This is a genomic window from Leisingera sp. ANG49 (genome assembly GCF_059694505.1).
The window spans coordinates 912,526-934,608 of record NZ_JCATZN010000001.1 but is presented as its reverse complement, the minus strand read 5'-3'; the positions used below and the strand labels follow the sequence as shown (position 1 = coordinate 934,608).

General features: G+C 65.2%; 22 protein-coding genes. 13 read left to right on the top strand and 9 right to left on the bottom strand.

The features are described from left to right. Positions 1–31: 31 nt before the first annotated feature. Together AC58NV_RS04650 and AC58NV_RS04645 are read right to left on the bottom strand one after the other, a co-directional pair. Positions 32–739: an HdaA/DnaA family protein gene (locus AC58NV_RS04650; protein ID WP_366662003.1), complete on the bottom strand. Its 708-nt coding sequence runs from the start codon at positions 737–739 to the stop codon at positions 32–34. 4 nt (positions 740–743) lie between these two features. Further along, positions 744–1,817, bottom strand: coding sequence for an AI-2E family transporter (locus AC58NV_RS04645; protein ID WP_497226076.1), 1,074 nt, complete (start codon positions 1,815–1,817; stop codon positions 744–746). A 378-nt stretch (positions 1,818–2,195) separates the two neighbouring features. Between AC58NV_RS04645 and AC58NV_RS04640 the strand changes: the two genes are divergently transcribed. The 3 genes from AC58NV_RS04640 (at position 2,196) to AC58NV_RS04630 (ending at position 6,304) form a co-directional block, all read left to right on the top strand. After that, positions 2,196–3,797 carry a BCCT family transporter gene (locus tag AC58NV_RS04640; protein WP_497226075.1) on the top strand — a complete coding sequence of 534 codons (1,602 nt, stop codon included), beginning with the start codon at positions 2,196–2,198 and terminating at the stop codon, positions 3,795–3,797. 417 nt (positions 3,798–4,214) lie between these two features. Next, positions 4,215–5,570: a proline--tRNA ligase gene (gene proS, locus AC58NV_RS04635; protein ID WP_039148897.1), complete on the top strand. Its 1,356-nt coding sequence runs from the start codon at positions 4,215–4,217 to the stop codon at positions 5,568–5,570. A gap of 110 nt (positions 5,571–5,680) precedes the next feature. Beyond that, entirely contained in the window at positions 5,681–6,304 is a 624-nt protein-coding gene (locus tag AC58NV_RS04630; RefSeq protein ID WP_497226074.1) for a GDSL-type esterase/lipase family protein, read from the top strand. Between the two features lie 14 nt (positions 6,305–6,318). On the opposite strand, the gene AC58NV_RS04625 is transcribed toward AC58NV_RS04630, so the two are convergent. Further along, the gene (locus tag AC58NV_RS04625) at positions 6,319–6,807 is read right to left on the bottom strand and encodes an HPP family protein (RefSeq protein ID WP_497226073.1); all 489 of its coding nucleotides are present in this window, start codon (positions 6,805–6,807) and stop codon (positions 6,319–6,321) included. A gap of 290 nt (positions 6,808–7,097) precedes the next feature. On the opposite strand from AC58NV_RS04625, the gene AC58NV_RS04620 reads away from it, so the two are divergent. The 6 genes from AC58NV_RS04620 (at position 7,098) to AC58NV_RS04595 (ending at position 11,532) form a co-directional block, all read left to right on the top strand. Further along, positions 7,098–8,384: a lipoprotein-releasing ABC transporter permease subunit gene (locus AC58NV_RS04620; RefSeq protein ID WP_497226072.1), complete on the top strand. Its 1,287-nt coding sequence runs from the start codon at positions 7,098–7,100 to the stop codon at positions 8,382–8,384. Next, complete coding sequence (locus tag AC58NV_RS04615) at positions 8,377–9,060, top strand: ABC transporter ATP-binding protein (RefSeq protein WP_497226071.1); 684 nt, start codon at positions 8,377–8,379, stop codon at positions 9,058–9,060. The genes AC58NV_RS04620 and AC58NV_RS04615 overlap by 8 nt, the downstream gene beginning before the upstream one ends. 284 nt (positions 9,061–9,344) lie before the next feature. Next, complete coding sequence (locus AC58NV_RS04610; RefSeq protein WP_497226070.1) at positions 9,345–9,989, top strand: hypothetical protein; 645 nt, start codon at positions 9,345–9,347, stop codon at positions 9,987–9,989. Between the two features lie 127 nt (positions 9,990–10,116). Next, positions 10,117–10,443, top strand: coding sequence for a bactofilin family protein (locus AC58NV_RS04605; protein ID WP_497226069.1), 327 nt, complete (start codon positions 10,117–10,119; stop codon positions 10,441–10,443). Between the two features lie 42 nt (positions 10,444–10,485). After that, the gene (locus AC58NV_RS04600; protein ID WP_497226068.1) at positions 10,486–11,064 is read left to right on the top strand and encodes a dihydrofolate reductase family protein; all 579 of its coding nucleotides are present in this window, start codon (positions 10,486–10,488) and stop codon (positions 11,062–11,064) included. A gap of 126 nt (positions 11,065–11,190) precedes the next feature. Then, entirely contained in the window at positions 11,191–11,532 is a 342-nt protein-coding gene (locus AC58NV_RS04595; RefSeq protein ID WP_497226394.1) for a zinc ribbon domain-containing protein YjdM, read from the top strand. 16 nt (positions 11,533–11,548) lie between these two features. Here AC58NV_RS04595 and AC58NV_RS04590 read toward each other — a convergent pair whose 3' ends face one another. From AC58NV_RS04590 to parE, 6 genes are all read right to left on the bottom strand, one after another. Next, the gene (locus AC58NV_RS04590) at positions 11,549–11,983 is read right to left on the bottom strand and encodes a DMT family transporter (protein WP_497226067.1); all 435 of its coding nucleotides are present in this window, start codon (positions 11,981–11,983) and stop codon (positions 11,549–11,551) included. Between the two features lie 91 nt (positions 11,984–12,074). Further along, positions 12,075–12,755, bottom strand: coding sequence for a hypothetical protein (locus AC58NV_RS04585; RefSeq protein WP_497226066.1), 681 nt, complete (start codon positions 12,753–12,755; stop codon positions 12,075–12,077). Between the two features lie 14 nt (positions 12,756–12,769). After that, positions 12,770–13,426: a DNA-3-methyladenine glycosylase I gene (locus tag AC58NV_RS04580; protein WP_497226065.1), complete on the bottom strand. Its 657-nt coding sequence runs from the start codon at positions 13,424–13,426 to the stop codon at positions 12,770–12,772. Between the two features lie 29 nt (positions 13,427–13,455). Continuing rightward, on the bottom strand, positions 13,456–14,217 hold the full coding sequence (locus tag AC58NV_RS04575; protein ID WP_497226064.1) for a hypothetical protein: 762 nt from the start codon (positions 14,215–14,217) through the stop codon (positions 13,456–13,458). An 865-nt stretch (positions 14,218–15,082) separates the two neighbouring features. After that, positions 15,083–15,706, bottom strand: coding sequence for a hypothetical protein (locus AC58NV_RS04570; RefSeq protein WP_497226063.1), 624 nt, complete (start codon positions 15,704–15,706; stop codon positions 15,083–15,085). A gap of 109 nt (positions 15,707–15,815) precedes the next feature. Then, entirely contained in the window at positions 15,816–17,774 is a 1,959-nt protein-coding gene (gene parE, locus AC58NV_RS04565; protein ID WP_497226062.1) for a DNA topoisomerase IV subunit B, read from the bottom strand. A gap of 313 nt (positions 17,775–18,087) precedes the next feature. Between parE and AC58NV_RS04560 the strand changes: the two genes are divergently transcribed. The 4 genes from AC58NV_RS04560 (at position 18,088) to AC58NV_RS04545 (ending at position 22,083) form a co-directional block, all read left to right on the top strand. Then, positions 18,088–19,503 carry a pyridoxal phosphate-dependent decarboxylase family protein gene (locus AC58NV_RS04560; RefSeq protein WP_497226061.1) on the top strand — a complete coding sequence of 472 codons (1,416 nt, stop codon included), beginning with the start codon at positions 18,088–18,090 and terminating at the stop codon, positions 19,501–19,503. Between the two features lie 142 nt (positions 19,504–19,645). Continuing rightward, the gene (locus AC58NV_RS04555; RefSeq protein ID WP_497226060.1) at positions 19,646–20,254 is read left to right on the top strand and encodes a carboxymuconolactone decarboxylase family protein; all 609 of its coding nucleotides are present in this window, start codon (positions 19,646–19,648) and stop codon (positions 20,252–20,254) included. A gap of 234 nt (positions 20,255–20,488) precedes the next feature. Next, the gene (gene ppk2 / locus AC58NV_RS04550; protein WP_497226393.1) at positions 20,489–21,385 is read left to right on the top strand and encodes a polyphosphate kinase 2; all 897 of its coding nucleotides are present in this window, start codon (positions 20,489–20,491) and stop codon (positions 21,383–21,385) included. Positions 21,386–21,447: 62 nt separating this feature from the next. Continuing rightward, a complete protein-coding gene (locus tag AC58NV_RS04545; RefSeq protein WP_497226059.1) occupies positions 21,448–22,083 on the top strand; it encodes a DUF1007 family protein in 636 nt (211 codons plus the stop codon).

Genomic DNA, 22,083 nt, shown 5'->3' with positions numbered 1-22,083 from the left:
GCGGTCAGGATGGTGCATGGGCGGGCAGGGGTCAACCGCTTGCGGATGCGTCATTTTCCGCCGCCTCCTCGCGCACCTCAGAGAGCACCCGCACCGCCAGGGGACGGGTCAGGCTGCGTTTTTCCGCCAGGGACAGCTGGTCCAGCCGCCGCACGATCTGCGCCGCGGCGGCAAAGGAGCGGTCCATATGCGCCACCAGATAGGGAATCACGTCCGGCTTCGGGGTGATCTGGCGGTCGTTGAACAGCTTGGCCAGCACCACTGCCAGCAGCTGGTCGTCGGGCGGCTGCAATTCGGCGTGGGTGGCGGCCTGCACCCGGCTTTGCAGGTCGGGCAGCGTCAGCCCCCAGAGATTCGGCGCACCGCGGCCGGTCATCACCAGCGAATGCCCGTTGGCCAGCACCAGATTGTGCAGGTGGAACAGGGCGTTCTGCTGGACGGTGTCATCGGCGATCTGCGGCACATCCTCGACCACCACCGGGCCTTGCGCCAGCTCCGGCACCATCTGTTCCGTCAGGCGTTCGGCGGGCAGGATCCGCGCCCCGGTCTGGCTGGCCCAGACATGCGCCAGATGGGTCTTGCCCGCGCCCTTGGGGCCGGTCAGCACCAGCTTGCCGCTGGGCCAGGCGAACTGCGGGTCCAGCAGCGCCACCGCCATCGCATTGGACGGCGCGACAAAGAAATCCTCCCGCCCCAGCGCCGGTTTCGCCGGGAGATCAAAGCTCAGCTGCTGCGCCATGGGTTTATTCCGCCCCCGCGTCCCGGTGGCTCTGGCCCTGATACAGGCGGCTGTCCAGGTACTGCTCGGTCAGGAACCGCGCGATCACGCCGAGCGCTGCCGCGACAGGCACCGCCACCAGCATCCCGACAAAGCCGAACAAGGCGCCGAACACCGACAGCGCCAGCAAGAGCCACACCGGGTGCAGGCCCACGGAGCTGCCCACCAGCTTGGGGGTCAGGAAGTTGCCCTCAGCCACCTGGCCGACGGCAAAGATGATGGCGACCAGCCCGATCGACACCCAGTCGCCCCAGAACTGGAACAGCGCCAGGCCGATGGCCAGCGCGCCGCCGATCAGGGCGCCAAGGTAGGGGATGAAGGTGACAAGGCCCGCAATGAAGCCGACCGCGAGGCCGAAGTTCAGCCCCACCAGCATCAAGGCCACCGCGTAATAGGTGCCGAGGATCAGGCAGACGGTGCCCATGCCGCGGATGAAGGAGGCGAGCACGGCGTCGATCTCGCCGGCCAGGCGGCGGATCACCGGCTGGTGGTCGCGCGGCAGCAGCTCGTCGATGCGGGCGACCATCCGGTCCCAGTCCAGCAGCAGATAGACCGCCACCACCGGCACGATCACCAGCAGGATCACGATGTTGAGGAAAGAGGCCGCCCCGCCCAGCACCGATTGCAGCAGCTCGACCGCACGCGACTGCAGCGTCTGCGCAAAGGAGGTGACCGCCTGGTGAATGCGGCTGTTTTCCTCGAAGACCGAGGGGAAATGCTCGGAGGCAAAGGCGCGGGCGTCGCGCACCAGCTGCGGCAGCACCTGGGCCAGATCGATCATCTGCGCAACCAGCGTCGGCACCACCACCACCAGCAGCAGCAGGAAGATCAAGAGCGTGCCCACGGTAATGGTGGCGGTGGCGCCGGTGCGGCTCATGCCCCAGGCCTCCAACCGGTCGGCGACTGGATCGATCAGATAGGCGATGGCGGCGCCGAGGATGAAGGGCATCAGCACATTGCCAAGCGCCCACATCACCACCGCAAAGACAATGGCGGCGATGCCCCAGTATTTCAGCTGTTTCTTCGCTGGTAGCGCCATGGTCCGCGTGCCCGCCTTTGGTCCGTTTGCATCAGGATCTTGGCGCCAGTCTTTCCCGATGGGGCAGGGGCTTGCAAGGGGGCAGGGCGATTCCCCTGTGGGCAAGGCGGGGATAAGGCGGAAAAGGCGGGGGGCAAGTCAAGGAAATGCTGCGCTCCTTGCGGGGCGGGGCGTGCTCTCAGGGCCTGTGCGCGTGCCCGATACCTGGCCGGCCGCGGCGCAGGCATGGCCGTTTGCCCGGGGGCGGCATCAGCGGTCCGGTCACGCCCGGGGACGGCGGCGCGGCCCGCCGCAACACCCTGCCCGGCGGCACGGATTAGGAGATTTCCGAATTTAGTGCGACACTTGGGCGGTAAATAACAAGTAAGGGGAGGCGTCATGCCGGAAAACAAGAAAATGCTCGATCCCGATCCGAGGGTCTGGGACTTCGAGACAGAGTATGAGCTGGGACAGGACAACATCCGGCCGTTCGGCCTGGACATCCATAATCCTGTCTTCCTGATTTCCAGTATCCTGATTGCCGGTTTCGTGCTGATCGCGCTTGCCAACCAGGAGGCGGCAGCGGCCTTCTTCGGCTGGCTCCGGCCCTGGCTGACCAGCACCTTCGACTGGTTCCTGGTCCTGTCGGTGGACGCCATCACCCTGTTCTGCCTGGCGCTGATCATCCTGCCGGTCGGCTCCGTCCGCATCGGCGGCAAGGATGCCAAGCCGGACTATTCCTATGCCGGGTGGATTGCGATGATGTTCGCGGCCGGCATCGGCATCGGCCTGTTGTTCTTCGGCGTGCTGGAGCCTGTCTACTACAACTTCTCCGAAGGCGGCGCAGCGCGGCCGCTGGGGATCGACATCAATGAGCCGGGCAATGAATACATCGGCATCGTCGGCACCATCCACCACTGGGGGCTGGAGGGCTGGGCGGTCTATGCCGCGGTCGGCCTGTCGCTGGCGATCTTCTGCTACAATCTCGACCTGCCGCTGACCCTGCGCTCAGCCTTCTACCCGATCCTGGGCGAACGGGTCTGGGGCTGGTGGGGCCATGCCATCGACACGCTGGCGGTGTTTGCCACCCTGTTCGGGCTGACCACCTCGCTGGGCCTGGGCGCGCAGCAAGTTGCGGCCGGCCTTTACGAGGTGTTCGGGATCGAGCCGACCCCGACGGTGGTTGTGCTGCTGATCATCGGCATCACCGCGATTGCGCTGGGGTCGGTGCTGCTGGGCATGGACGCGGGTGTCAAGCGGCTGTCTGAGATCAACATGGTGATGGCGGTGGGCCTGTTTATCTTTGTGATCCTGGTCACCGGCATCGGCACCGCAATTGCCCGCTATTTCAGCGTGATGGTGGACTATGTTCAGCTGCTGCCAGCGCTCTCGAACCCGTTCGGGCGGGAGGACACCAGCTACTTCCACGGCTGGACCACCTTCTACTGGGCCTGGTGGATCGCCTGGTCGCCCTTTGTCGGCATGTTCATTGCCCGCATCTCCAAGGGCCGCACGGTGCGCGAGTTCGTGCTGTGCGCGCTGATCGCCCCCACCGCGGTCTGCGCGCTGTGGATGTCGACCTTTGGCGGCGGCGCCATCGACATGCTGAACGCCGGCGGCGCCGAAGGCGTCAAGGCGACGGTGATCGACAGCTACAAGCCCGAGGGCGCCCTGTTCGGCTTCCTGAAGGAACTGCCGCTTTACTCGATCGTGGCGCCGATCTCCTTGGTGCTGATCGTGATCTTCTTCGTCACCTCGTCCGACTCCGGTTCGCTGGTGATCGACACGATTACTGCGGGCGGCAAGATGGACGCCCCGGTGATCCAGCGGGTGTTCTGGTGCACGCTGGAGGGACTGGTCGCGATTGCGCTGCTGCTGGGTGGCGGATTGTCGGCGCTGCAGGGCGCGGCGGTCTCGACCGGTATCCCGTTCACCCTGGTGGTGCTGATGATGTGCTACTGCTTGTGGCTGGCGCTGCGGGCTGAGCGGGCGAAGATGTAAGTCTTTGCAGACCGCTTATTGAAATGGCTACGGGCGTTACGGTGCCCGCAGTTTTCTTTTGGGACGTGGCGCGCAGCGGCACGGCCCGCACCTGACATTCCCCCGGGAGTTCACGCTGGTTCCCGCAGGGGCAAACAGTCCGGGGGACTGTTTGAGGCGTGGACGGGCGGAGCCCTTCGCAACCAACCGGGCAAGTCGGAGAGCGGCGTTTGCAGTATTCCACCTGGGACGTGGCGCATAGCGGCACGGCCCGCGCCTGACCTTCCCCCCGGGAAGGCGCCTTCGCGCCCTCCCAAGGTCAGGCACGGGCCTTGTGTTGCGCACCAGGAACAGCGGGGCCACCTCCGCCCTTGCCCGCACCCCCATCACCCACTAAACCGGGCGGGAACTCGAACCCACATCACCGATGGAGCCAAGATGCGCCTGTCCCGCTATTTTCTGCCGGTTCTGAAAGAGAACCCCTCGGAAGCCCAGATCGTCAGCCACCGGCTGATGCTGCGCGCCGGGATGATCAAGCAATCCGCCGCCGGGATCTATTCCTGGCTGCCCTTGGGCTTCAAGGTGCTGAAGAAGATCGAAAGCATCGTCCATGACGAGCAGATCCGCGCGGGCCACATCCCGATGCAGATGCCGACCATGCAGTCCGCCGACCTGTGGCGCGAGTCGGGCCGCTATGAGGCCTATGGCCAGGAGATGCTGCGGGTGAAAGACCGGCATGACCGCGACATGCTGTTCACACCCACCGCCGAAGAGCTGATCACCGACATCTTCCGCGCCCATGTCAGCAGCTACAAGGACCTGCCGCTGACCATGTACCAGATCCAGTGGAAGTTCCGCGACGAGATCCGCCCGCGGTTCGGCGTGATGCGCGGCCGCGAATTCTACATGAAGGACGGCTACAACTTCGACCTGACCAAGGAAGACGCGCTGCACGCCTACAACCGCCACCTGGTGAGCTACCTGCGCACCTATGAGCGCATGGGCCTGCAGGCGATCCCGATGCGTGCCGACTCCGGCCCGATCGGCGGCGACGACACCCATGAATTCCTGGTGCTGGCCGACACCGGCGAGTCCGAGGTGTTCTATGACAGCGCCGTCACCGATCTGACTTTCGGCGACCGCGAGATCGACTATGACAGTGTTGAGCAGTGCCAGAGCGTGCTGGAGGAGTTCACCTCCAAATACGCCCGCACCGACGAGACCCACGACGAGGCGCTGTTCAACCAGATCCCCGAGGAGCGCCGCCGGGTGGCGCGCGGCATCGAGGTCGGCCAGATCTTCTATTTCGGCACCAAGTATTCGGACGCAATGGGCGCCACCGTGCAGGGCCCGGACGGCAAGAACGTGCCGGTCCACATGGGCTCCCACGGCATCGGCGTCTCCCGCCTGCTGGGCGCGATCATCGAGGCCAGCCACGACGACAAGGGCATCATCTGGCCCGAGGGCGTGACCCCGTTCCACTGCGGTATCGTCAACCTCAAGCAGGGCGACGATGAGGCGGATGCCGCCTGCAACCAGCTCTATGCGGCGCTGACCGCCGCCGGTCTGGACCCGCTCTATGACGACCGCAACGAGCGTGCGGGCGGCAAGTTCGCCACCATGGACCTGATCGGTTTGCCCTGGCGCATCACTGTCGGCCCGCGGGGCCTGAAGAACGGCGTGGTCGAGCTGACCTCGCGCCGCACCGGCGAGAGCGAAGAGCTGTCCCCGGAAGAGGCGGTGAAGAAGGTGGTCGAGGTCTACAAGGCCCACCCCACCGGCCGCGGCTTCTGAGCTTCGCTGCGCAACTGTCTGAAAAACAAGAGAAGGGGGCCGGGCGGCTCCCTTTTTTCTTGCCCGAACCCGCCGTCCGCCGCAGGGTGCCGGAAACGGGAGGATACGGAATGAAACAGATCCTGGCTTTTGGCGACAGCCTGACCTGGGGCAGCGACCCGCACACCAGCGGACGGCATCCCTATGGCGACCGCTGGCCGGCGGCGCTGGGCGAAGGCCTGGCGGATGCGGTGGTCTTTGCGGAAGGGCTGCGCGGGCGCACCACGATACATGCCCGCCACTCCGCCTGCGTGGAAATGCGCGGCGATGCGGTGCTGCCCGTGCTGCTGCACAGCCATGCGCCGCTGGACCTGGCGGTGATCATGCTGGGCACCAATGACATCTACGAGGGCCATCCCCGCTATCTGATCCGCGACGGGCTGGAACGGCTGGTGGAGATCATCCGCCACCACCCCTGGCGGCTGCCGGAGGCGGTGGAGCCGCAGGTGCTGCTGGTTTCGCCGCCGCCGATGAGCCTGTGCGATGACCCCGACATCACGCCGGAGATAGTGGCCCGGTCCGAGGCGCTGGCGGAAGTGATCGAGCCGCTGGCGGACCGCCTCGGCTGCGGCTTCTTCGATGCGGCACAGGTGGCGCGGGCCTCCGCCACCGACGGCTACCACCTGGAGGCGACGGATTCGCGGGCCCTGGGCGAGGCGCTGCAGGCGCCGGTGACGGCGATGCTGGCGCTCTGACCGCGCGGCCGCGCTCAGCTGTGTTTCAGCGGGTATTCGTGGCCTGACACACGGTGGAACAGCGCGGCAATCGCCACCAGCGCGACGGCGCCGGTCAGCACCGGGAACAGCAGGAAGGAGATGCCGGGATCGGTGGCAAAGACCACCAGCGGATCGGCGCCTGCGGGCGGATGGGTCAGCCGCAGCGCCGCCATCAGGGCAATCGACAGCCCCACCGCCAATGCCAGCACCCACCAGGTATCGGGCAGCAGCGCGTTCAGCGCCAGCGCGACGGCGGTGGCCAGCACATGGCCGCCAACCACATTGGCAGGCTGCGACAACGGGCTGGCGGGCACCGAGAACAAGAGCACGCAGCTGGCGCCGAAGGGGGCCATCAGCAAGAGCAGGTTGGCATGGGTCGTGAGCAGCGACAGCGCCGCAATTGCCAGAAAGGCGCCGAGGCCTGCGGTGATCACCATCCGCAGCGGCGGATGCGGCAGCGCGCGTTTGAAGTACTTGTCCATGTCGTCCTTACCCGAGTTTGAAGCCGGAACCGGCCTGATAAAGCCTTGCCGGCGGGCAGATGCAAGGCAACGGGCATATGCGGCAGATCACATTGCGGTGACGCCGGGCGCGGCCTTGCCCAAGAGTTTTCAAAAACTCTTGGCAAATCTTTTCGCAAAAGATTTGCCCGCCGCACGGCGGGCATTCGGGTCCCGGCAGGCGGATTATCGGCCAGTTATGCAACCGCACCTTGACCCCGGGCGCCCGGCAGCACAGGTTGCAGGCAAAATTTCCGGGCAGGACCCCTTATATGGCCACCACACCACCGCCGTTTTCCCGTTTCGAATGGATCATCGCCTGGCGCTACTTGCGCGCCCGCAAGGCCGAGGGCGGGGTCAGCGTGATGACCTGGATCAGCCTGATCGGCATCACCCTGGCCGTTTTTGCGCTGATTGCCACGCTGGCGGTGCGTTCCGGTTTCCGGTCGGAATTCGTGGGCACCATCCTGGGCGCCAATGCCCATGTCACGCTCTATTCCTATGGCGAGGTGAATGAGGCCGGGGTGCTGGACCGCTCGCTGAAGGATTACGAGGCGCTGGCGGAGACGGTCGCCGCGGTGCCGGGTGTCACCCGCGCGGCGCCGCTGGTCAAAGGGCAGGTGATGGCCAACCTGCGCGACCGCAATGCCGGCGTTGAGGTGTTCGGCATCTCTGCCAAGGACATTCAGGGCATTCCCGGAGTGGCGCAGAGCGAGGAAGCCATTGGCGACCTTGCGCGGTTCGAGGAGGGGATCGCCATCGGCTCCGGCGTGGCGCGGGAGCTGGGGGTGACTGTTGGCGACAAGATCAAGCTGATCTCCCCCAATGGCGTCAAGACCGCCTTTGGCACCAGCCCGCGGGTCAATGCCTACGAGGTGGTCTATGTCTTCACCGCCGGGCGCTGGGACATCGACCGCACCCGGGTCTATCTGCCCTTTGGTGAGGCGCAGAGCTTCTTCAATCGCGAAGGCGTGGCGGATGAGATCGAGGTGATGGTCGAGGACCCGGAAAACGTTGACGAAATCGCCCTGCCGATCCTGACCGCGGCAGGCGGCGTCGCGGGGGTCTGGACCTGGCGCGATGCTTCCGGCGGGTTCCTGCGGGCGCTGGAGGTCGAGGACAACGTGATGTTCATCATCCTGTCGATCCTGGTGCTGATCGCGGCGATGAACATCGTCTCGGGCCTCATCATGCTGGTCAAGAACAAGGGCCGCGACATCGGCATCCTGCGCACCATCGGCCTCAGCGAAGGGTCGGTGATGCGGGTGTTCTTCATCTGCGGCGCCTTCACCGGCGTCATCGGCACCCTCTGCGGCGTGGTGCTGGGCTGCCTGTTTGCGCTTTATATCGATCCGATTTTCTCCTTCGTGAACTACGTCATGGGCGGCGGCGTCTGGGACCCGTCGATCCGCGGCATCTATGCGCTTCCGGCGGAGCTGCGGCTGGCGGATGTGGTTTCTGCCACCGCGCTGTCGCTGGGGCTGTCGTTCTTCGTGACCATTTTCCCGGCCCGCCGCGCGGCGCGCCTCAACCCGGTGGAGGCGCTGCGCTATGAGTGAGATCACGCTGGAGCTGAAGGGGATCACCAAATCCTACCTGACCGGCACACCGGGGCAGGTCGATGTGCTGCGCGGTGCGGATCTGAGCCTGCAGGCGGGCGAAGTGGTGGCGCTGGTGGCGCCCTCGGGTGCGGGCAAGTCGACGCTCTTGCACATCGCTGGCCTGCTGGACACGCCGGACGCGGGCGAGGTGCGGGTGGCCGGTGAGGACGTGACCCGCAAGGGCGACCGCCGCCGCACCCGGGTGCGCCGTCAGGAAGTGGGCTTTGTCTACCAGTTCCACCACCTGCTGCCGGAGTTCACGGCGCTGGAAAACATCGTGCTGCCGCAGCTGGCCAATGGCGCTTCGCAAAAATCCGCGGTGTCGCGGGCGGCGCAGCTGTTGGGCACCGTGGGGCTGGCAGGCCGCGCCGATCACCGGCCTGCGGCGCTGTCGGGCGGCGAGCAGCAGCGGGTGGCCTTCTGCCGGGCGCTGGCCAATGCGCCGCGGGTGCTCTTGGCGGATGAGCCCACCGGGAACCTGGATCCCGGCACCTCGGACCAGGTGTTTGCGGCGCTGATGGAACTGGTGCGCGGCACCGGCCTGTCGGCGCTGATTGCCACCCACAACCTGGAGCTGGCGGCGCGGATGGACCGGCAGGTGAAGCTGGAAAACGGGCTGCTGGTGCCGGTGTAGGCCGGTGGTTTTAGGAGTTTTTCGGAGGCCTGCACTATTGCGCCCGGAACAAGGCGCGCAGCGCCGCCGGGCGAGCGCCTGCCCGCCCGCACGGGCTGGCGCTCTGGAGAGGGCGATACTCCTTGGATAGCTCATACGGACTTGGCCGGGATAAACTGCCTTGCATCAGCGTCACGGCGCCACCCCGCGGGCAGGCGCTCGCCCGGCTGAACTGCATCCATTTGACCTGATGCTCGGCACTGGTCCACTGTTGTCCGGTATGGTTCCAGTGACGGCGGGTTCAGATGCAGAAGACGGTCTCACTCCTGAAAGACCTCGTGGTCCTGTTGCGCGATGCTTCGGTGATTGCGCTGTTTGCGGTCTTCCTGCTGTTTCCGCAGAAGCTGAACGGCATTCTGGTCAGCGCCGGGTTCGAGGAGGGCAGCTTTGCCGGCTTCAAGTGGAAATCCAAGCTGGTGGAATATGACGCTACCGTCGCGGAGCTGCAGACCGCGCTGGCGGAGGCGCAGAAGGTAAATGCCCGGCTGACCGAGGCGCTGCAGGCGGCGGAGGGCGGCACGGGCGAGTTGCAGCGCGCCGCAGAACTGGTGCAGCAGGACGCAGCCTCGGCGTTGGAGGCAGCCAGCAAGACGGTGGCCGGAAACCAGCAGCTGGTCGAACAGGCCCGCGCTCAGCTTCAGGAAGAGGCAATCCGCTACTGCTACCAGGAGGACAGCGGACAGAAGGGAGCACAGGCCTTTCTGACGGCCTGCCACACCACGCCCGAACGCTGCGAGCGGGCCAAGGTTAATCCGGCCACGCGGTCCTCGCCCTGCGCAGCGCTGGATATGAACACGGCGCCCTGGCAGCCCAGTCCGGGCGGTTTCTGGGGCTCGCTGTTTCAATACAGTGCCGCACCGCTGCCAGCACCGTTCCCGCAAGTGGAATAGGCGGGCAGGCGGAACCTTGCCGGCGGAGCAGGCGCGGCTTTGGCGGTTGGGCGGCGGTTTGCTAACAACTGTTCAAATTTGCCCGGGCGGGCTAGGCTGTCCGGGGATGCGCAGAAAGGGCTGAGACGTGGTGAATTCGGTAATCGAGAAAGATGTGACGGTTGAAGGCAATATCACCTCAAGCAAAGGCAGCGTCGAGGTCCGCGGCCGGGTTGTCGGCGATGTGTCGGCGCAGGCGGTGACGGTGCTGGAAGGCGGCACCGTGGACGGCGCGCTGAGCGCGAAATCGGTCACGGTGGAAGGCGACTACAGCGGCAGGATCCAATGCGAGGACCTGCGGCTGGCGGCCAGTTCCAAGGTGCAGGCGGATGTCTCGGCGCAGACCATGTCGACAGAGAACGGCGCCCAGCTGCAGGGCAATATCAAGGTCAGCGGCAAGGCCAACGGATCCTAGGGGCGGGACCCCGCGGCACCCGATGAGAAGGAGGAAAAGACCATGCGTGAGATTGCGGTTCTGTCCTTCCTGACCCTGGATGGCGTTGTGCAGGGGCCGATGCACGCGGAGGAAGACAGGTCCGGCGGCTTTGCGCAGGGCGGCTGGGCCGCGCCCTATCTGGGCGGTGTCATGCCGCGGGTCTTTGATGAGTGGATGCAGGGGCCGGTGTCCTTCTTGTTCGGCCGCAAGACCTATGAGGCCTTTGCCGCGCATTGGCCGGCCATCTCCGGTGATCCGATGGCGGACTTGCTGAACGGCGCGGAGAAATACGTGGCCAGCCGCACCTTGAACGACGCCGGCTGGCAGAATTCCCACCTGCTCAAGGGCGATGCGGTGGCTGAAGTTCAGCGGCTGAAGGAACAGGAGGGGCCGAGGCTGCAGGTGCACGGAAGCGGCGAGCTGATCGCGGCCCTGCTGGCGCAGGGGCTGGTGGATGAATTGCGCCTGGCCATCTTTCCCCGGGTTCTGGGAACGGGCCGGCGGCTGTTCGGCGCGGGCACGCCGCCATCCGGCTGGGCGCTGAAACAGGCGTCGGCAACCGGCAACGGTGTCCAGATGAACCTGTACCGGCGGGCGTGAGGTCCGAAGCCTTCAGCAATGGCTGCCCGGTCCTTCGGCGGTCCGGTCCGCCAGTTCCTGCTGTGCGGCTTTGCGCAGCCGGATCTGTCTCTGGCCTTGGCTGGGATTAAGGGCTATTGGCGGGGCATGACTGATGCTCTGCCGCCGTGCCCCGAATGCGCCTCTGCCTATACCTATCAGGTGGATGCCCTGCTGATCTGCCCCGAATGCGCCCATGAGTGGGTGGCGGGTGATGCCGCAGGCGATGCCAGGGAAGTGCGCGACAGCGTCGGCAATGTGCTGGCTGACGGCGACACGGTGACGGTGATCAAGGACCTGAAGCTGAAGGGCACGTCCTCGGTCATCAAGGTCGGCACCAAGGTGCGCGGCATCCGGCTGGTGGACGGCGACCATGATATCGACTGCAAGGTGCCGGGCGTCGGGCCGATCGGGCTGAAGTCGCAATTCGTGAAGAAGGTGGCCGGTTAGGGCGCAGCCTTGCGCCTCAGGCCATCTGGGTGATCCAGACCCCCAGCGCCATCACCGAAATGCCGGCCGCGCGGGTCAGGGTCAGCGGGCTGACCTGGGCGCCGAACAGGCCGAAATGGTCGATGGCAGCGGCAGAGATCAGCTGGCCGATCAGCACGAAGAACACCGCGTTGCCGACGCCGAAATGGGGCGCCACATAGGTGATCGACAAGACATAGAAGGCGACCAGAACGCCTGCCAGGAACAGGTGCTTGGGCGCGGCGGGGATCTTGGCCAGGGCCTGCGGGCCCGCCGCCAGCGCATAGAGCACGGTGGCAATCAGCGCGATCAGGAACAGCACCACCGCGGCAGAGGCGGGGGAGCCGATCAGCTTGCCCAGGGCGGCGTTCAGCGCCGCCAGAACCGGAATGCCAAGGCCTGCGGCCAGCATGATGAGGGCGTATTGGGTCATGGCGCGGCTCCTGCGGGTGTCTTTAGCGGATTTGTGGACGGGAATCCCCTGGCAGCACAAGTGCAACGTTGCGGCGCCGAGAAACGGCGGGTCAGTCGCAGATGCCGTTCAGGTCCGCATCCTTCCAGGGCAGGTAGACAGCGCTCGCGCGGCTTTGCGGCAGAGGGCTGACCGGCATGGCGGCGGAGAGCATCCGGTGCAGCCGCTGGGTGCGGGCGGCCTGCGGGGCGAGGGCGCGGCAGCAGACGTATTCCTCGATGATGGCGCCCTGCTGTTCGAACCCGTAGCTGAGGAAGCCGGGATCGCCCTCCAGGTCGAACAGATAGGGGTCGCGGTCCTGGCCGTGCTCTGCCGCCGCCCGCAGCGGCGAATAGCCGGTCTGCCTGCGGTTCTGCCATTGCCAGACGTGGGTCGCCTCATGCGCCAGCAGCATCGCCTCCACCAGGTGCAGCCGGTCCGGGTACTCCGGCAGGTAATTGTCCAGATACCAGTCGCGGGTGAAGAAGATGCGGTTGAACAGGGCGACGGCGGCGGGTTTGGAGGTGACGATCTCCTCCTTCACCGGCGGCAGGATGCGCTCGCGGCAGGTGACGCGCGGGCGCGGCATCCGGCGGAAGGTGACAGCCCCCAGCGGCGCGCCGTTCACGATGCGGACCTTGTCCGGGTTCAGGCTGGTGCCGTGCAGGGTGCCGAGATAGCTGCGCTCGGTTTCCGTCAGCGGGCGGCCGCAGGCGGCGAGGAGAAACAGGGCGAGGAGCAGGCAGCGGATCATGCGCAGGCCCCGCTTCAGCAGCTCATCGCCAGCACGCGGCTGATTTCGGTGAGCGAGCGGCCGGATTGCTCCATCCATTCGTTGAACGCGGCCTGCACCGCCCTCAGCGCGGTCTTGGAGGCGGCGGGTTTGTCGATCACACCTTCTGCGATCAGTCGGGCGGTGACGTCCTGTGACAGAATGAAACTGTCGCGGCCGGCAAAGCGCATGGCGTATTGGCCGGTCATGCCGCCAAGGCGGCTGCCGCGTTTCTTGAGCATCTCCAAGAGCCTGATGTAGTCAGTGGAGGGCCAGCCGCCCAGCACTTGTCCGGCGCCGCCCTCGTCGCGCAGCTCCATCAGGAAGGCGGCGTTGGCGCGGACGGTGGCGAGTTTGGCACCGTTCCTGACCACGCGGGTATCGCCGAGGATCCGGTCGAATTCGTCCTCCGGCATAAAGGCGCAGGGGCCCGGGTCAAAGCCGTGGAAGACCTCCTCGAACCCGTCCCATTTGGCCTCGATCACTTTCCAGTTGAAGCCCGCCTGGAAGATGCATTTGGTCATAGTGGCGAGCCAGCGGTCCTCCGGCAGCTCTGTCACCTTGGGGTCTGGTTTGGAGAGTTTTTCCTCCAGCGCGACGGGGCCGCCATGGCGGTCTGCGGAAAGGACGTAGATCTCGTCAAAGCTGCGCATGGGCGGGGTCCTGTTGGCGTCTCCTCAGGTTAGCGGCGCGCGCGCAGCTCGACAATGGATTTGCCGAGGCGGAAGGGGGCGGCGAAGCTCACGAGGCACAGCGCGATGATCTGCAGCACCAGAATATGGGCGTTGTCCTGCAGGTATTCCCATTCGTCCTTGAGCTTCGCCACATGGGCGATGAGGTCGTCATAGGCGCGGGCGATGATCAGGAAATCGCCGGCAATCGCGGGCACCTTGCGGCGCAGGGTATCGACGGCGTCCTGGGCGGGGGCGTCGAGCGCGGTGAAGACCAGGAAGGCCTCCGGGTCGAAGGCGCTGGCCTGGGCCTCCATGTCCTTCTTTTTCCCCCTGCCGCCGCGGCTGCCGAACAGGAAGCTGAGGCCCTGCAAAGGGGCGACCTCATCCGTCACCGCGATGAACAGCGGCAGTTCGGCGTTGCCCGCGGTTGAGGCGGAGAGGAATTCGACCTTTTCGCACAGGACCGCGATGTCGGTGTCGTAGGCCGGGTCGCAGAAGCGCAGGCGGAAGCGGGCGGCGTCGCGGTCGAAGGCGGCGGTGGCGGCATAGGCGATGTCGATCTGGCGTTCGAGTTTGGAGGAGTCGGCGGCGTAGATGCCGGAAATGACCGCGACCAGCGCGCCGAAGCCGCCGAGGACCACCCAGACGAGGTCCGCCAGTTTCCAGGCGCGGTGGCCCGCCGGTTTGCGGAACAGGAAGGCGGTGCCGATCAGTCCTGCAAAGAAGAACATCAGGAGCAGGGGCAGCTGGTTGTCCGCGATGAAGGCCATGGCTGTTTCCCTGCTGTGATCGGCTGGCCTAACCATAGGAAGGGACAGCGGTTTCAGGCAACAGCCCTCACGAAGCTGTCACCGGATGCGCGGGTTTGGCCGGGCGGGATTGTGTTCCCGTCCGGTGGGTTGTGTGGGGCCGGTCGGCCGTTTTGCTTGTGTGGCCGTAATGTGCTGGCCGGTTAAGAGGTGGCGGCGCCGCCAAGGGCCCGGAGGGGCCGGAGGCGGAGGGCCGGGCAGGGGATCGCAAGCCCCCATGTCCGCTCGAAAGCTCTCGTGTTGCGGAGAACCCCTGCACCCGATGAAGAGGTGGTCTTGGGGGTTCCCGTATCTCCTGGTGGTGCGGGGTGTCAGTCCGCACCGGTGTGTCGCGACGGATTGGAGTATGGCAGGGCCGGGTTAAGGGGGCGCAAGCGGGGCGTGCGGTGGATTGGGGTTTGGCGCAACGGGTTCCCATGACCGGGGCGCTTGCGGCCCGGTCTGCGCCTGCCTGCCCGCGGCAGGCGCAGACCTCGCGGTGGGATGCCTCCGGCAGGAGTATTTGGGGAAGGTGAAATGGGAGCGGTGTGCCCCCTCGGGACGTGGCGCGCAGCGGCACGGCCCGCGCCTGACCTTCCCTTCGGGAGTTCGAACCGGTCCGCGCAGCGGCAAACGCTCCGGGGAAGCGTTTGAGGTTCGGACGGGCGGAGCCCCTCGCTGATGCCGGTGTTTTGGATGGTGACGGTGGCGGTGTGCCCCTTGGGACGTGAGGCGTCAGCCGCACGGCCCGCGCCTGACCTTCCCCCCGGGAAGGCGCTTCACGCCTCCCCAAGGTCAGCCGCGGGCCTTGTGTTAGAGGAGGGAGGAGGAGCTTGGCAATGAAGGACTACTCGGTAACCTCAGTAACGGAGTAAACAACAAGATTTCCCTCTGTCCTGCCTTCAATCAGGAAGTGTTTCTCGAGTTTGTCTTGTTCTGCGTCAGTATAGGTGGCAACGGCTGTTATTTTACCTTTTGGGGGCTTTTGTTCCTTGGGTTTTTCAGCGCCGCAGGAATCGCCATTTTTTAGGTGTCGCGATTTAGTAGAAAGGAACAATTCGTCGTTAACAAAAACGTCTAGGCAAAAGTGCGTTGCATCGTGGCCTGTATTGGTAACAGCGACATGGAATTTTCCCTTTCCAGTTCCGAACCAGACTTTCGCACCAAAAACAATATCAAAGACAGGCTGAAGGCTTCGTTTATGCTGCGCGCGCTCGAGGCCGAGAACAGCATTTTCGTGTTCTAGAGTGTCGTAGGTCGCTTGAACCATTCGCTCCTGCTGTTCGACAGAGTTCTTTAGTTCCCTTGCCTGCAGGTTAAGGGCGTCCACGCTATTTTGCAGCTCTTTGCCTTGCTGAAAAAAGCCCAACACTACCCAAAATATGGCTAGTGGACCGAATAAGCCAGCCAGCAGATCTCCAAGTTCATTCAGATTCAAAGGCCTTATTTCTAAGGCGCCGATTGTCGCCAAAGCTGGAATTCCACCGAAAACAGCTATCAATTAGAGCTTGGTGAACCTTAATCCGACGTGCTCAAGCTTCGTTCCACTCCCTTCTTTGCTTGAGAACGCCCACTTCCCCTCAAACATCCAGCTCCTCCACGAACTTCGCGTTTTCCTGGATATACTGGAAGCGGAGCTCGGGTTTCTTGCCCATCAGGCGCTCGACCAGGTCGCCGGTCTCGCCGGGTTCGTCCTCGTCGATGGTGACGCGGATCAGCTTGCGGGTCGCCGGGTCCATTGTGGTCTCCTTCAGGTCCTTGGCGTCCATTTCGCCAAGACCCTTGAAGCGGGAGACGTCGATCTTGCCCTTGCCGCCCAGGCCCTTCTCCAGCCATTTGTCGCGCTCGGCCTCGTCCAGGCAGTAGACGCGTTTTGCGCCCTGGGTCAGGCGGAACAGCGGCGGGCAGGCGAGGTAGAGGTGGCCGCCGTCAATGAGCGGGCGCATCTGGGTGAAGAAGAAGGTCATCAGGAGCGAGGCGATATGGGCGCCGTCGACGTCCGCGTCGGTCATGATGATGATCTTGTCATAGCGCAGGTCGTCGAGGTTGAACTTGGTGCCGAGGCCGACGCCAAGCGCCTCGCAGAGGTCGTTGATCTCGGCGTTGGAGCCGAGCTTGTTGGAGGCGGCACCCAGGACGTTGAGGATCTTGCCTTTGAGCGGCAGCAGCGCCTGGTTCACCCGGTTACGCGCGCCCTTGCCGGAGCCGCCCGCCGAGTCGCCCTCGACGATGAACAGCTCGGTGCCGGAGCGGTCCTTGGAGGTGCAGTCGGTGAGCTTGCCGGGCAGGCGCAGCTTCTTGGTGGCGGACTTGCGCTGGGTTTCCTTCTCCTGCTTGCGGCGCAGGCGTTCCTCGGCGCGCAGGATCAGGAAGTCGAGGATGGCGCCTGCGGATTTGGTGTCGGCGGCCAGCCAGTTGTCGAAATGATCGCGGACCGAGTTTTCCACCATCTTGTTGGCGGCCTCGGTCGACAGGCGGTCCTTGGTCTGGCCGACAAAGGCCGGGTCGGCGATGAAGCAGGAGACCAGCGCGCAGCCGCCCGCCATCAGGTCGTCGCGGGTGATCTGGGCGGCCTTCTTGTTGCCGACCAGTTCGCCATAGGCCTTGATGCCCTTGAGGATGGCGGACCAGAAGCCGGTCACATGGGTGCCGCCCTCGGGCGTGGGGACGGTGTTACAGTAGGACTGGGTGAAGCCGTCGCGCGAAGGGGTCCAGTTGATCGCCCATTCCACGTAACCGGCCTCGCCGAATTTCTCGCGGAACTCGACCTTGCCGGCAAAGGGCACGTCTGCGTAGACGGAGGACTTGCCAAGGACTTCGGTCAGGTAGTCCTTGAGGCCGCCGGGGAAGTGGAAGGTGGCCTCGGTCGGGGTTTCGCCGTCGTCGATTTCGGACTTCCAGCGGATTTCGACGCCGGAGAACAAATAGGCCTTGGAGCGCACCAGGGTGAACAGGCGCTTGGGCTTGAAGCGGTGGTGGCCGAAGATTTCCTCGTCGGCGTGGAAGGTGACGAAGGTGCCGCGCTTGTTGGGGGCGGCGCCGATTTTCTCAACCGGGCCCAGGGGCAGACCGCGGGAGAAGCGCTGTTCGAACAGTTCCTTGTTCTTGGCGACCTGGACCACCATGGAATCCGACAGCGCGTTCACGACGGAGGAGCCGACGCCGTGCAGGCCGCCGGAGGTCTGGTAGGCCTTGCCGGAGAACTTGCCGCCTGCGTGCAGGGTGCAGAGGATCACCTCCAGCGCGGATTTGTCCGGGAACTTGGGGTGCGGGTCGATCGGGATGCCGCGGCCGTTGTCGGAGATGGTGACGGCGTAGTCGGAGTGCAGCGTCACCTCGATCCGGTTGGCGTGGCCGGCGACGGCCTCGTCCATGGAGTTGTCGAGGATTTCCGCCACCATATGGTGCAGCGCGCGCTCATCGGTGCCGCCGATATACATGCCGGGGCGCTGGCGGACCGGTTCGAGGCCTTCCAGGACCTCGATGGAGGACGCGTCATAGGTTTCCGATGCAGGCGTGCTGAGGAGGTCGTCGGCCATGTGCGGGAGCTGCTCTTCCTTGGTGTTGATTGGCGCCCATTATGGCAGGTGTTGGGGCCGGGTGGAAGAGGGACGCAAGGGGCTGTGGATAAGCACAGCAGGCCTTTGCAATGCTTAAGGATTTGAGCGGAGCGGGCTGAGCCGGCCCGCGGGGCGGAGCGGTGCAACTGGCCTCCGGGGTGCTCAGCGCCGGGCAAGTTTTCAATCCGCCGAAGGTAAGTTCCGGTTATCCGGGTGCGTCGATATTCTCCGTGCGGTTCCGGGGCTTGCGGGCTAAACCTCGGCCAGCGGCAGGCAGGAGGAGGGCGCGCGGGTGGCTGAGAAGGGGATCAAGACGCAGGACTGGGCGGCGTTCCGGGCCGAGGCGCAGCGGATGCTGGAGGCGGCGCTGGACCAGATGCAAAAGGCGGCGGAGCGCCCGTGGCAGCCAGTGCCGGAAGACATTGATGCGCGCTATGCGGTGACGGCGGAGGCGCGCGGGCCGCGGGAGACCGTGGACCGGATCATCGGGGACGTGCTGCCCTATCATGGCGGCAATATTCATCCGCGGTTCTGGGGCTGGGTTCAGGGCTCGGGGCTGGCCTCGGACCTGATCAGCTCTTTGGCGGTTGCTGCCGTCAACGCCAATATGGGCGGGCGCGATCACGGCGCGAACTATATGGAACGCGCGGTGGTGGATTGGACGCGGGCCAAGATGGGGATGCCGGAGAGCGCCAGCGGGATTCTGGTGACCGGCACCTCGCAAGCCACGGTGATTGCCTTTCAGGCGGCGCGGCTGCGGGTGATGAAGAACCTGCGCAAATCCGGGCAGGGCGCGGTGCGGCTGACCGCCTATGCGGGTGAGGGCGTGCATAATGCGACGCTGAAGGCGGTGGAGCTGCTGGGCATCGGATCGGACAACCTGCGCAAGGTGCCGCTGGCGGAGGGTCAGCTGGACTGCGCAGCCTTGGCGGAGATGGTTGCAAGCGACAAAGCCGCGGGCGCGGTGCCCTTTCTGGTGGTCGGCAATGCGGGCACCGTGGATCTGGGGCTGTTTGACGATCTGAATGCGCTGGCGGATGCGGCGGCGGACCTGGGGCTGTGGCTGCATGTGGACGGGGCGTTCGGCGCCTGGACGCGGATTGCAGATGAACCCTACCGGTCGCTGTCCGACGGGATCGGGCGGGCCGACAGTATTGCGCTGGATTTCCACAAGTGGATGTATGTGGGCTATGACTGCGGCATGGCGCTGCTCCGCAATGAAGACGAGCACCGGGCGGCCTTTGCGGCACGGCCTGCCTATCTGGAAGGGGCTGAGCGCGGGCTGGCGGGCGGCGAGCCGTGGTTCTGCGATTACGGCATCGACCTGAGCCGCGGCAACCGGGCGCTGAAGGTCTGGACGGCGCTGGAGACTTATGGCGAGGCGGCGTTCTCGGAAGCGATCACCGGCAATTGTGAGCTGGCGGCGTTCATGGCGGCGGAAGTGGAGGCGCAGCCGTTGATGGTGCTGGGGGCGCCGGTGGTGTCGAACGTCTGCGTGTTCACCGCACGAAGCGATCTGGAACCGGACGCGCAGTCGGCGCTGAATGCGCATATCGCCCAGACCCTGCAGGAGAGCGGCGAGGCGGTGTTCTCGACCACCCGCGCGGGCGGCCGGGTGATGCTGCGCGCCGCCATCACCAACCACCGCAGCCGCGAGGCGGATGTGCGGGCGGCGATTGCCGCGGTGGCGCGGGTGGCGGCGCAATAAAACTATCTGCCCCGCGCCTGCCGGGGGGCAGGCAGGCGCGGGGCGGCGGTGCCGCCTGGCAGAACATCTGTGACGTTCGGTTCTGTCTTTCCGTATGATCTGAACCCGCTACTCTCCGGCCCAGACAGTCAGGGAGAGAGACATGGCCTGGATCAGGACCGTTCCGTTTGAAGAGGCAACCGGCAAGCTGAAGAAGCTTTATGAGCGGGTGACCGGGCCGGGCGGCAATGTCGACAACATCATGATGGTGCATTCCCTTCGGCCGCATTCGATGGAAGGCCATATGGCGCTCTACAAGAACGTGCTGCACCACACCGGCAACAAGGTGCCGAAATGGTTCCTGGAGGTGCTCGGGGTCTGGGTTTCCAGCCTCAATGACTGCGCCTATTGCGTCGAGCACCACTTTGCAGGCCTTCAGCGGCTTTTGGGGGATGAGGCGCGCGGGCGGGCGATCCGCGCGGCGATTGAGGCGCGCGATCCGGAGGGCGCGCCGCTGGAGGCCGCGCAGGTGCTGGCGATGGGCTATGCCCGGATGCTGACGGAGGAGCCGTCCAGCGTTACAGAGGCGGATATCGAAGCCTTGCGGGAAGCCGGGTTCGACGATGGCCAGATTCTGGAGATCAACCAGGTCACCGCCTATTTCGGCTATGCCAACCGGACAGTGCTGGGGCTGGGGTGCTCCACCAAGGGGGATGTGCTGGGGCTGAGCCCGAACAATTCGGAGAACCCGGATGACTGGGGGCACAAGTAGGGGCGCAGCGCTTCGGCCCTGGGGGCCTGACCCTGGCGTATTTGAGACCGGAACGGAGCAGACGGCCCTCAGCGGCCGTCTTTTGTTGTGCGATTGGCATATCTTTTGATGCAGGTCAGCGCGGGGCAGCCACGGCGGCGGTAAGGTTGCGGCGCAGATTGAAAGAGGGAGTTTTTGATGGACGCCGCAGCAGACAAGATCGTGAACAACGCCGCAGGGGCAGCGCCTGAACCAATGTCTGAACCTGCGCCTGCCGCAGCCGCATCCGAGGCCCGCGCTCCCAGTGCCGAGGATATCCGCCGCGCGTTCGAGAGCGGCAAGTATCCGTACCCCAGGAAGATGGCGCGCAAGGCCTATGAGGCGGAGAAGGCGCGGCTGCAGGCGGAGCTTCTGAAGGTGCAGCTGTGGGCGCAGGAAACCGGCGAGAAGTTCGTGATGCTGTTTGAAGGCCGCGATGCGGCGGGCAAGGGCGGCACCATCAAGCGGTTCACCGAGCACTTGAACCCGCGCTCTGCCCGGGTGGTTGCCTTGAACAAACCCTCGGACGAGGAGCGCGGGCAGTGGTACTTCCAGCGCTATGTGCAGCACCTGCCGACCAGCGGCGAGATCGTTTTCTATGACCGGTCCTGGTACAACCGGGCAGGCGTCGAGCGGGTGATGAGTTTCTGCGAGCCGTACGAATACCTGGAATTCATGCGCCAGGCGCCGGAGTTCGAGCGGATGCTGGTGCGCTCCGGCATCCGGCTGTACAAATACTGGTTCTCGGTCACCCGTAAAGAGCAGAAGCGGCGGTTCGTCTCGCGCGAGACCGATCCGCTGAAGCAGTGGAAGCTGTCGCCGATCGACAAGGCGTCGCTTGGTAAATGGGATGACTACACCGAGGCCAAGGAGGCGATGTTCTTTTACACCGACACCGCGGATGCGCCCTGGACGGTGATCAAGTCGAACTGCAAGAAGCGGGCGCGGATCAATTGCATGCGGCATTTCCTGGCCTCGCTGGAGTATCCCGGCAAGGACCCCGGGATCGCCCGGGAGCCGGACCCGCTGATCGTCGGCCAGGCGCATCATGTGATCCATCAGTCCGATCACATCCTGGGCAAGGCGCTGCATCCGGAGAACAGGGCGCGCTGATCCCCGCCGGCGGTGCGGCCCGGCGCTTGCGGGGCCGTCCAACTGGGCTTAGATCTTTGGGCATGAAACGTTTTGTTCCTTTGCTGACGCTTGCGTTGCTGGCCCCGCAGGGCGCCGGGGCGCATCCGCATATCTTTGTCGATACCGGGATGAAGGTTGTGGTCTCGGACGACGGGCAACTGCAGGCGGTGGAGATCACCTGGGCCTATGATGAGTTCTATTCGCTGCTGATCTTCGAGGATAAGGGGCTGGACAGCGATTTCGACGGGGTGCTGACGGCGGAGGAACTGGCGCAGCTGCAGGGATTTGACCTGGCCTGGAGCGAGGGGTTTCAGGGCGACACCTATCTGACGCAGGAGGGCGATGTGCTGGCGCTGGGCGCGCCGGAGCATCTGTCGACCGAGGTGCAGGACGGGCGGATCACCACCCGGCACCGGCGGGTTCTGGCCCGGCCGCAGGCGGCGGACGGGGTGGTGATCAAAGCCTATGACCCGACCTATTACACCGCCTATACGGTGAACCAGGGGCTGGATGTCACCGGCGGCTGCCAGGGCAGCATTACCCCGCCCAACCTGGATCAGGCCTATACCCTGGTGGAGGAGCTGCTTTATGCAATGCCTGCGGAACAGGCGGAGGAGGCCTACCCGGAGGTGGGCGAAGCCTTTGCCGATACCGTGCGGTTGAGCTGCGGCGCGTAA

Coding starts and splice junctions, on each gene's coding strand:
- AC58NV_RS04645 (WP_497226076.1), bottom strand. CDS start 1,817: ATGGCGCTACCAGCGAAGAAACAGCTGAAATACTGGGGCATCGCCGCC.
- AC58NV_RS04585 (WP_497226066.1), bottom strand. CDS start 12,755: ATGATCCGCTGCCTGCTCCTCGCCCTGTTTCTCCTCGCCGCCTGCGGC.
- AC58NV_RS04555 (WP_497226060.1), top strand. CDS start 19,646: ATGGCCTGGATCAGGACCGTTCCGTTTGAAGAGGCAACCGGCAAGCTG.
- ppk2 (WP_497226393.1), top strand. CDS start 20,489: ATGTCTGAACCTGCGCCTGCCGCAGCCGCATCCGAGGCCCGCGCTCCC.
- AC58NV_RS04595 (WP_497226394.1), top strand. CDS start 11,191: ATGACTGATGCTCTGCCGCCGTGCCCCGAATGCGCCTCTGCCTATACC.
- proS (WP_039148897.1), top strand. CDS start 4,215: ATGCGCCTGTCCCGCTATTTTCTGCCGGTTCTGAAAGAGAACCCCTCG.
- parE (WP_497226062.1), bottom strand. CDS start 17,774: ATGGCCGACGACCTCCTCAGCACGCCTGCATCGGAAACCTATGACGCG.
- AC58NV_RS04615 (WP_497226071.1), top strand. CDS start 8,377: ATGAGTGAGATCACGCTGGAGCTGAAGGGGATCACCAAATCCTACCTG.
- AC58NV_RS04640 (WP_497226075.1), top strand. CDS start 2,196: ATGCCGGAAAACAAGAAAATGCTCGATCCCGATCCGAGGGTCTGGGAC.
- AC58NV_RS04545 (WP_497226059.1), top strand. CDS start 21,448: ATGAAACGTTTTGTTCCTTTGCTGACGCTTGCGTTGCTGGCCCCGCAG.
- AC58NV_RS04580 (WP_497226065.1), bottom strand. CDS start 13,426: ATGCGCAGCTTTGACGAGATCTACGTCCTTTCCGCAGACCGCCATGGC.
- AC58NV_RS04610 (WP_497226070.1), top strand. CDS start 9,345: ATGCAGAAGACGGTCTCACTCCTGAAAGACCTCGTGGTCCTGTTGCGC.
- AC58NV_RS04600 (WP_497226068.1), top strand. CDS start 10,486: ATGCGTGAGATTGCGGTTCTGTCCTTCCTGACCCTGGATGGCGTTGTG.
- AC58NV_RS04590 (WP_497226067.1), bottom strand. CDS start 11,983: ATGACCCAATACGCCCTCATCATGCTGGCCGCAGGCCTTGGCATTCCG.
- AC58NV_RS04625 (WP_497226073.1), bottom strand. CDS start 6,807: ATGGACAAGTACTTCAAACGCGCGCTGCCGCATCCGCCGCTGCGGATG.
- AC58NV_RS04575 (WP_497226064.1), bottom strand. CDS start 14,217: ATGGCCTTCATCGCGGACAACCAGCTGCCCCTGCTCCTGATGTTCTTC.
- AC58NV_RS04620 (WP_497226072.1), top strand. CDS start 7,098: ATGGCCACCACACCACCGCCGTTTTCCCGTTTCGAATGGATCATCGCC.
- AC58NV_RS04630 (WP_497226074.1), top strand. CDS start 5,681: ATGAAACAGATCCTGGCTTTTGGCGACAGCCTGACCTGGGGCAGCGAC.
- AC58NV_RS04650 (WP_366662003.1), bottom strand. CDS start 739: ATGGCGCAGCAGCTGAGCTTTGATCTCCCGGCGAAACCGGCGCTGGGG.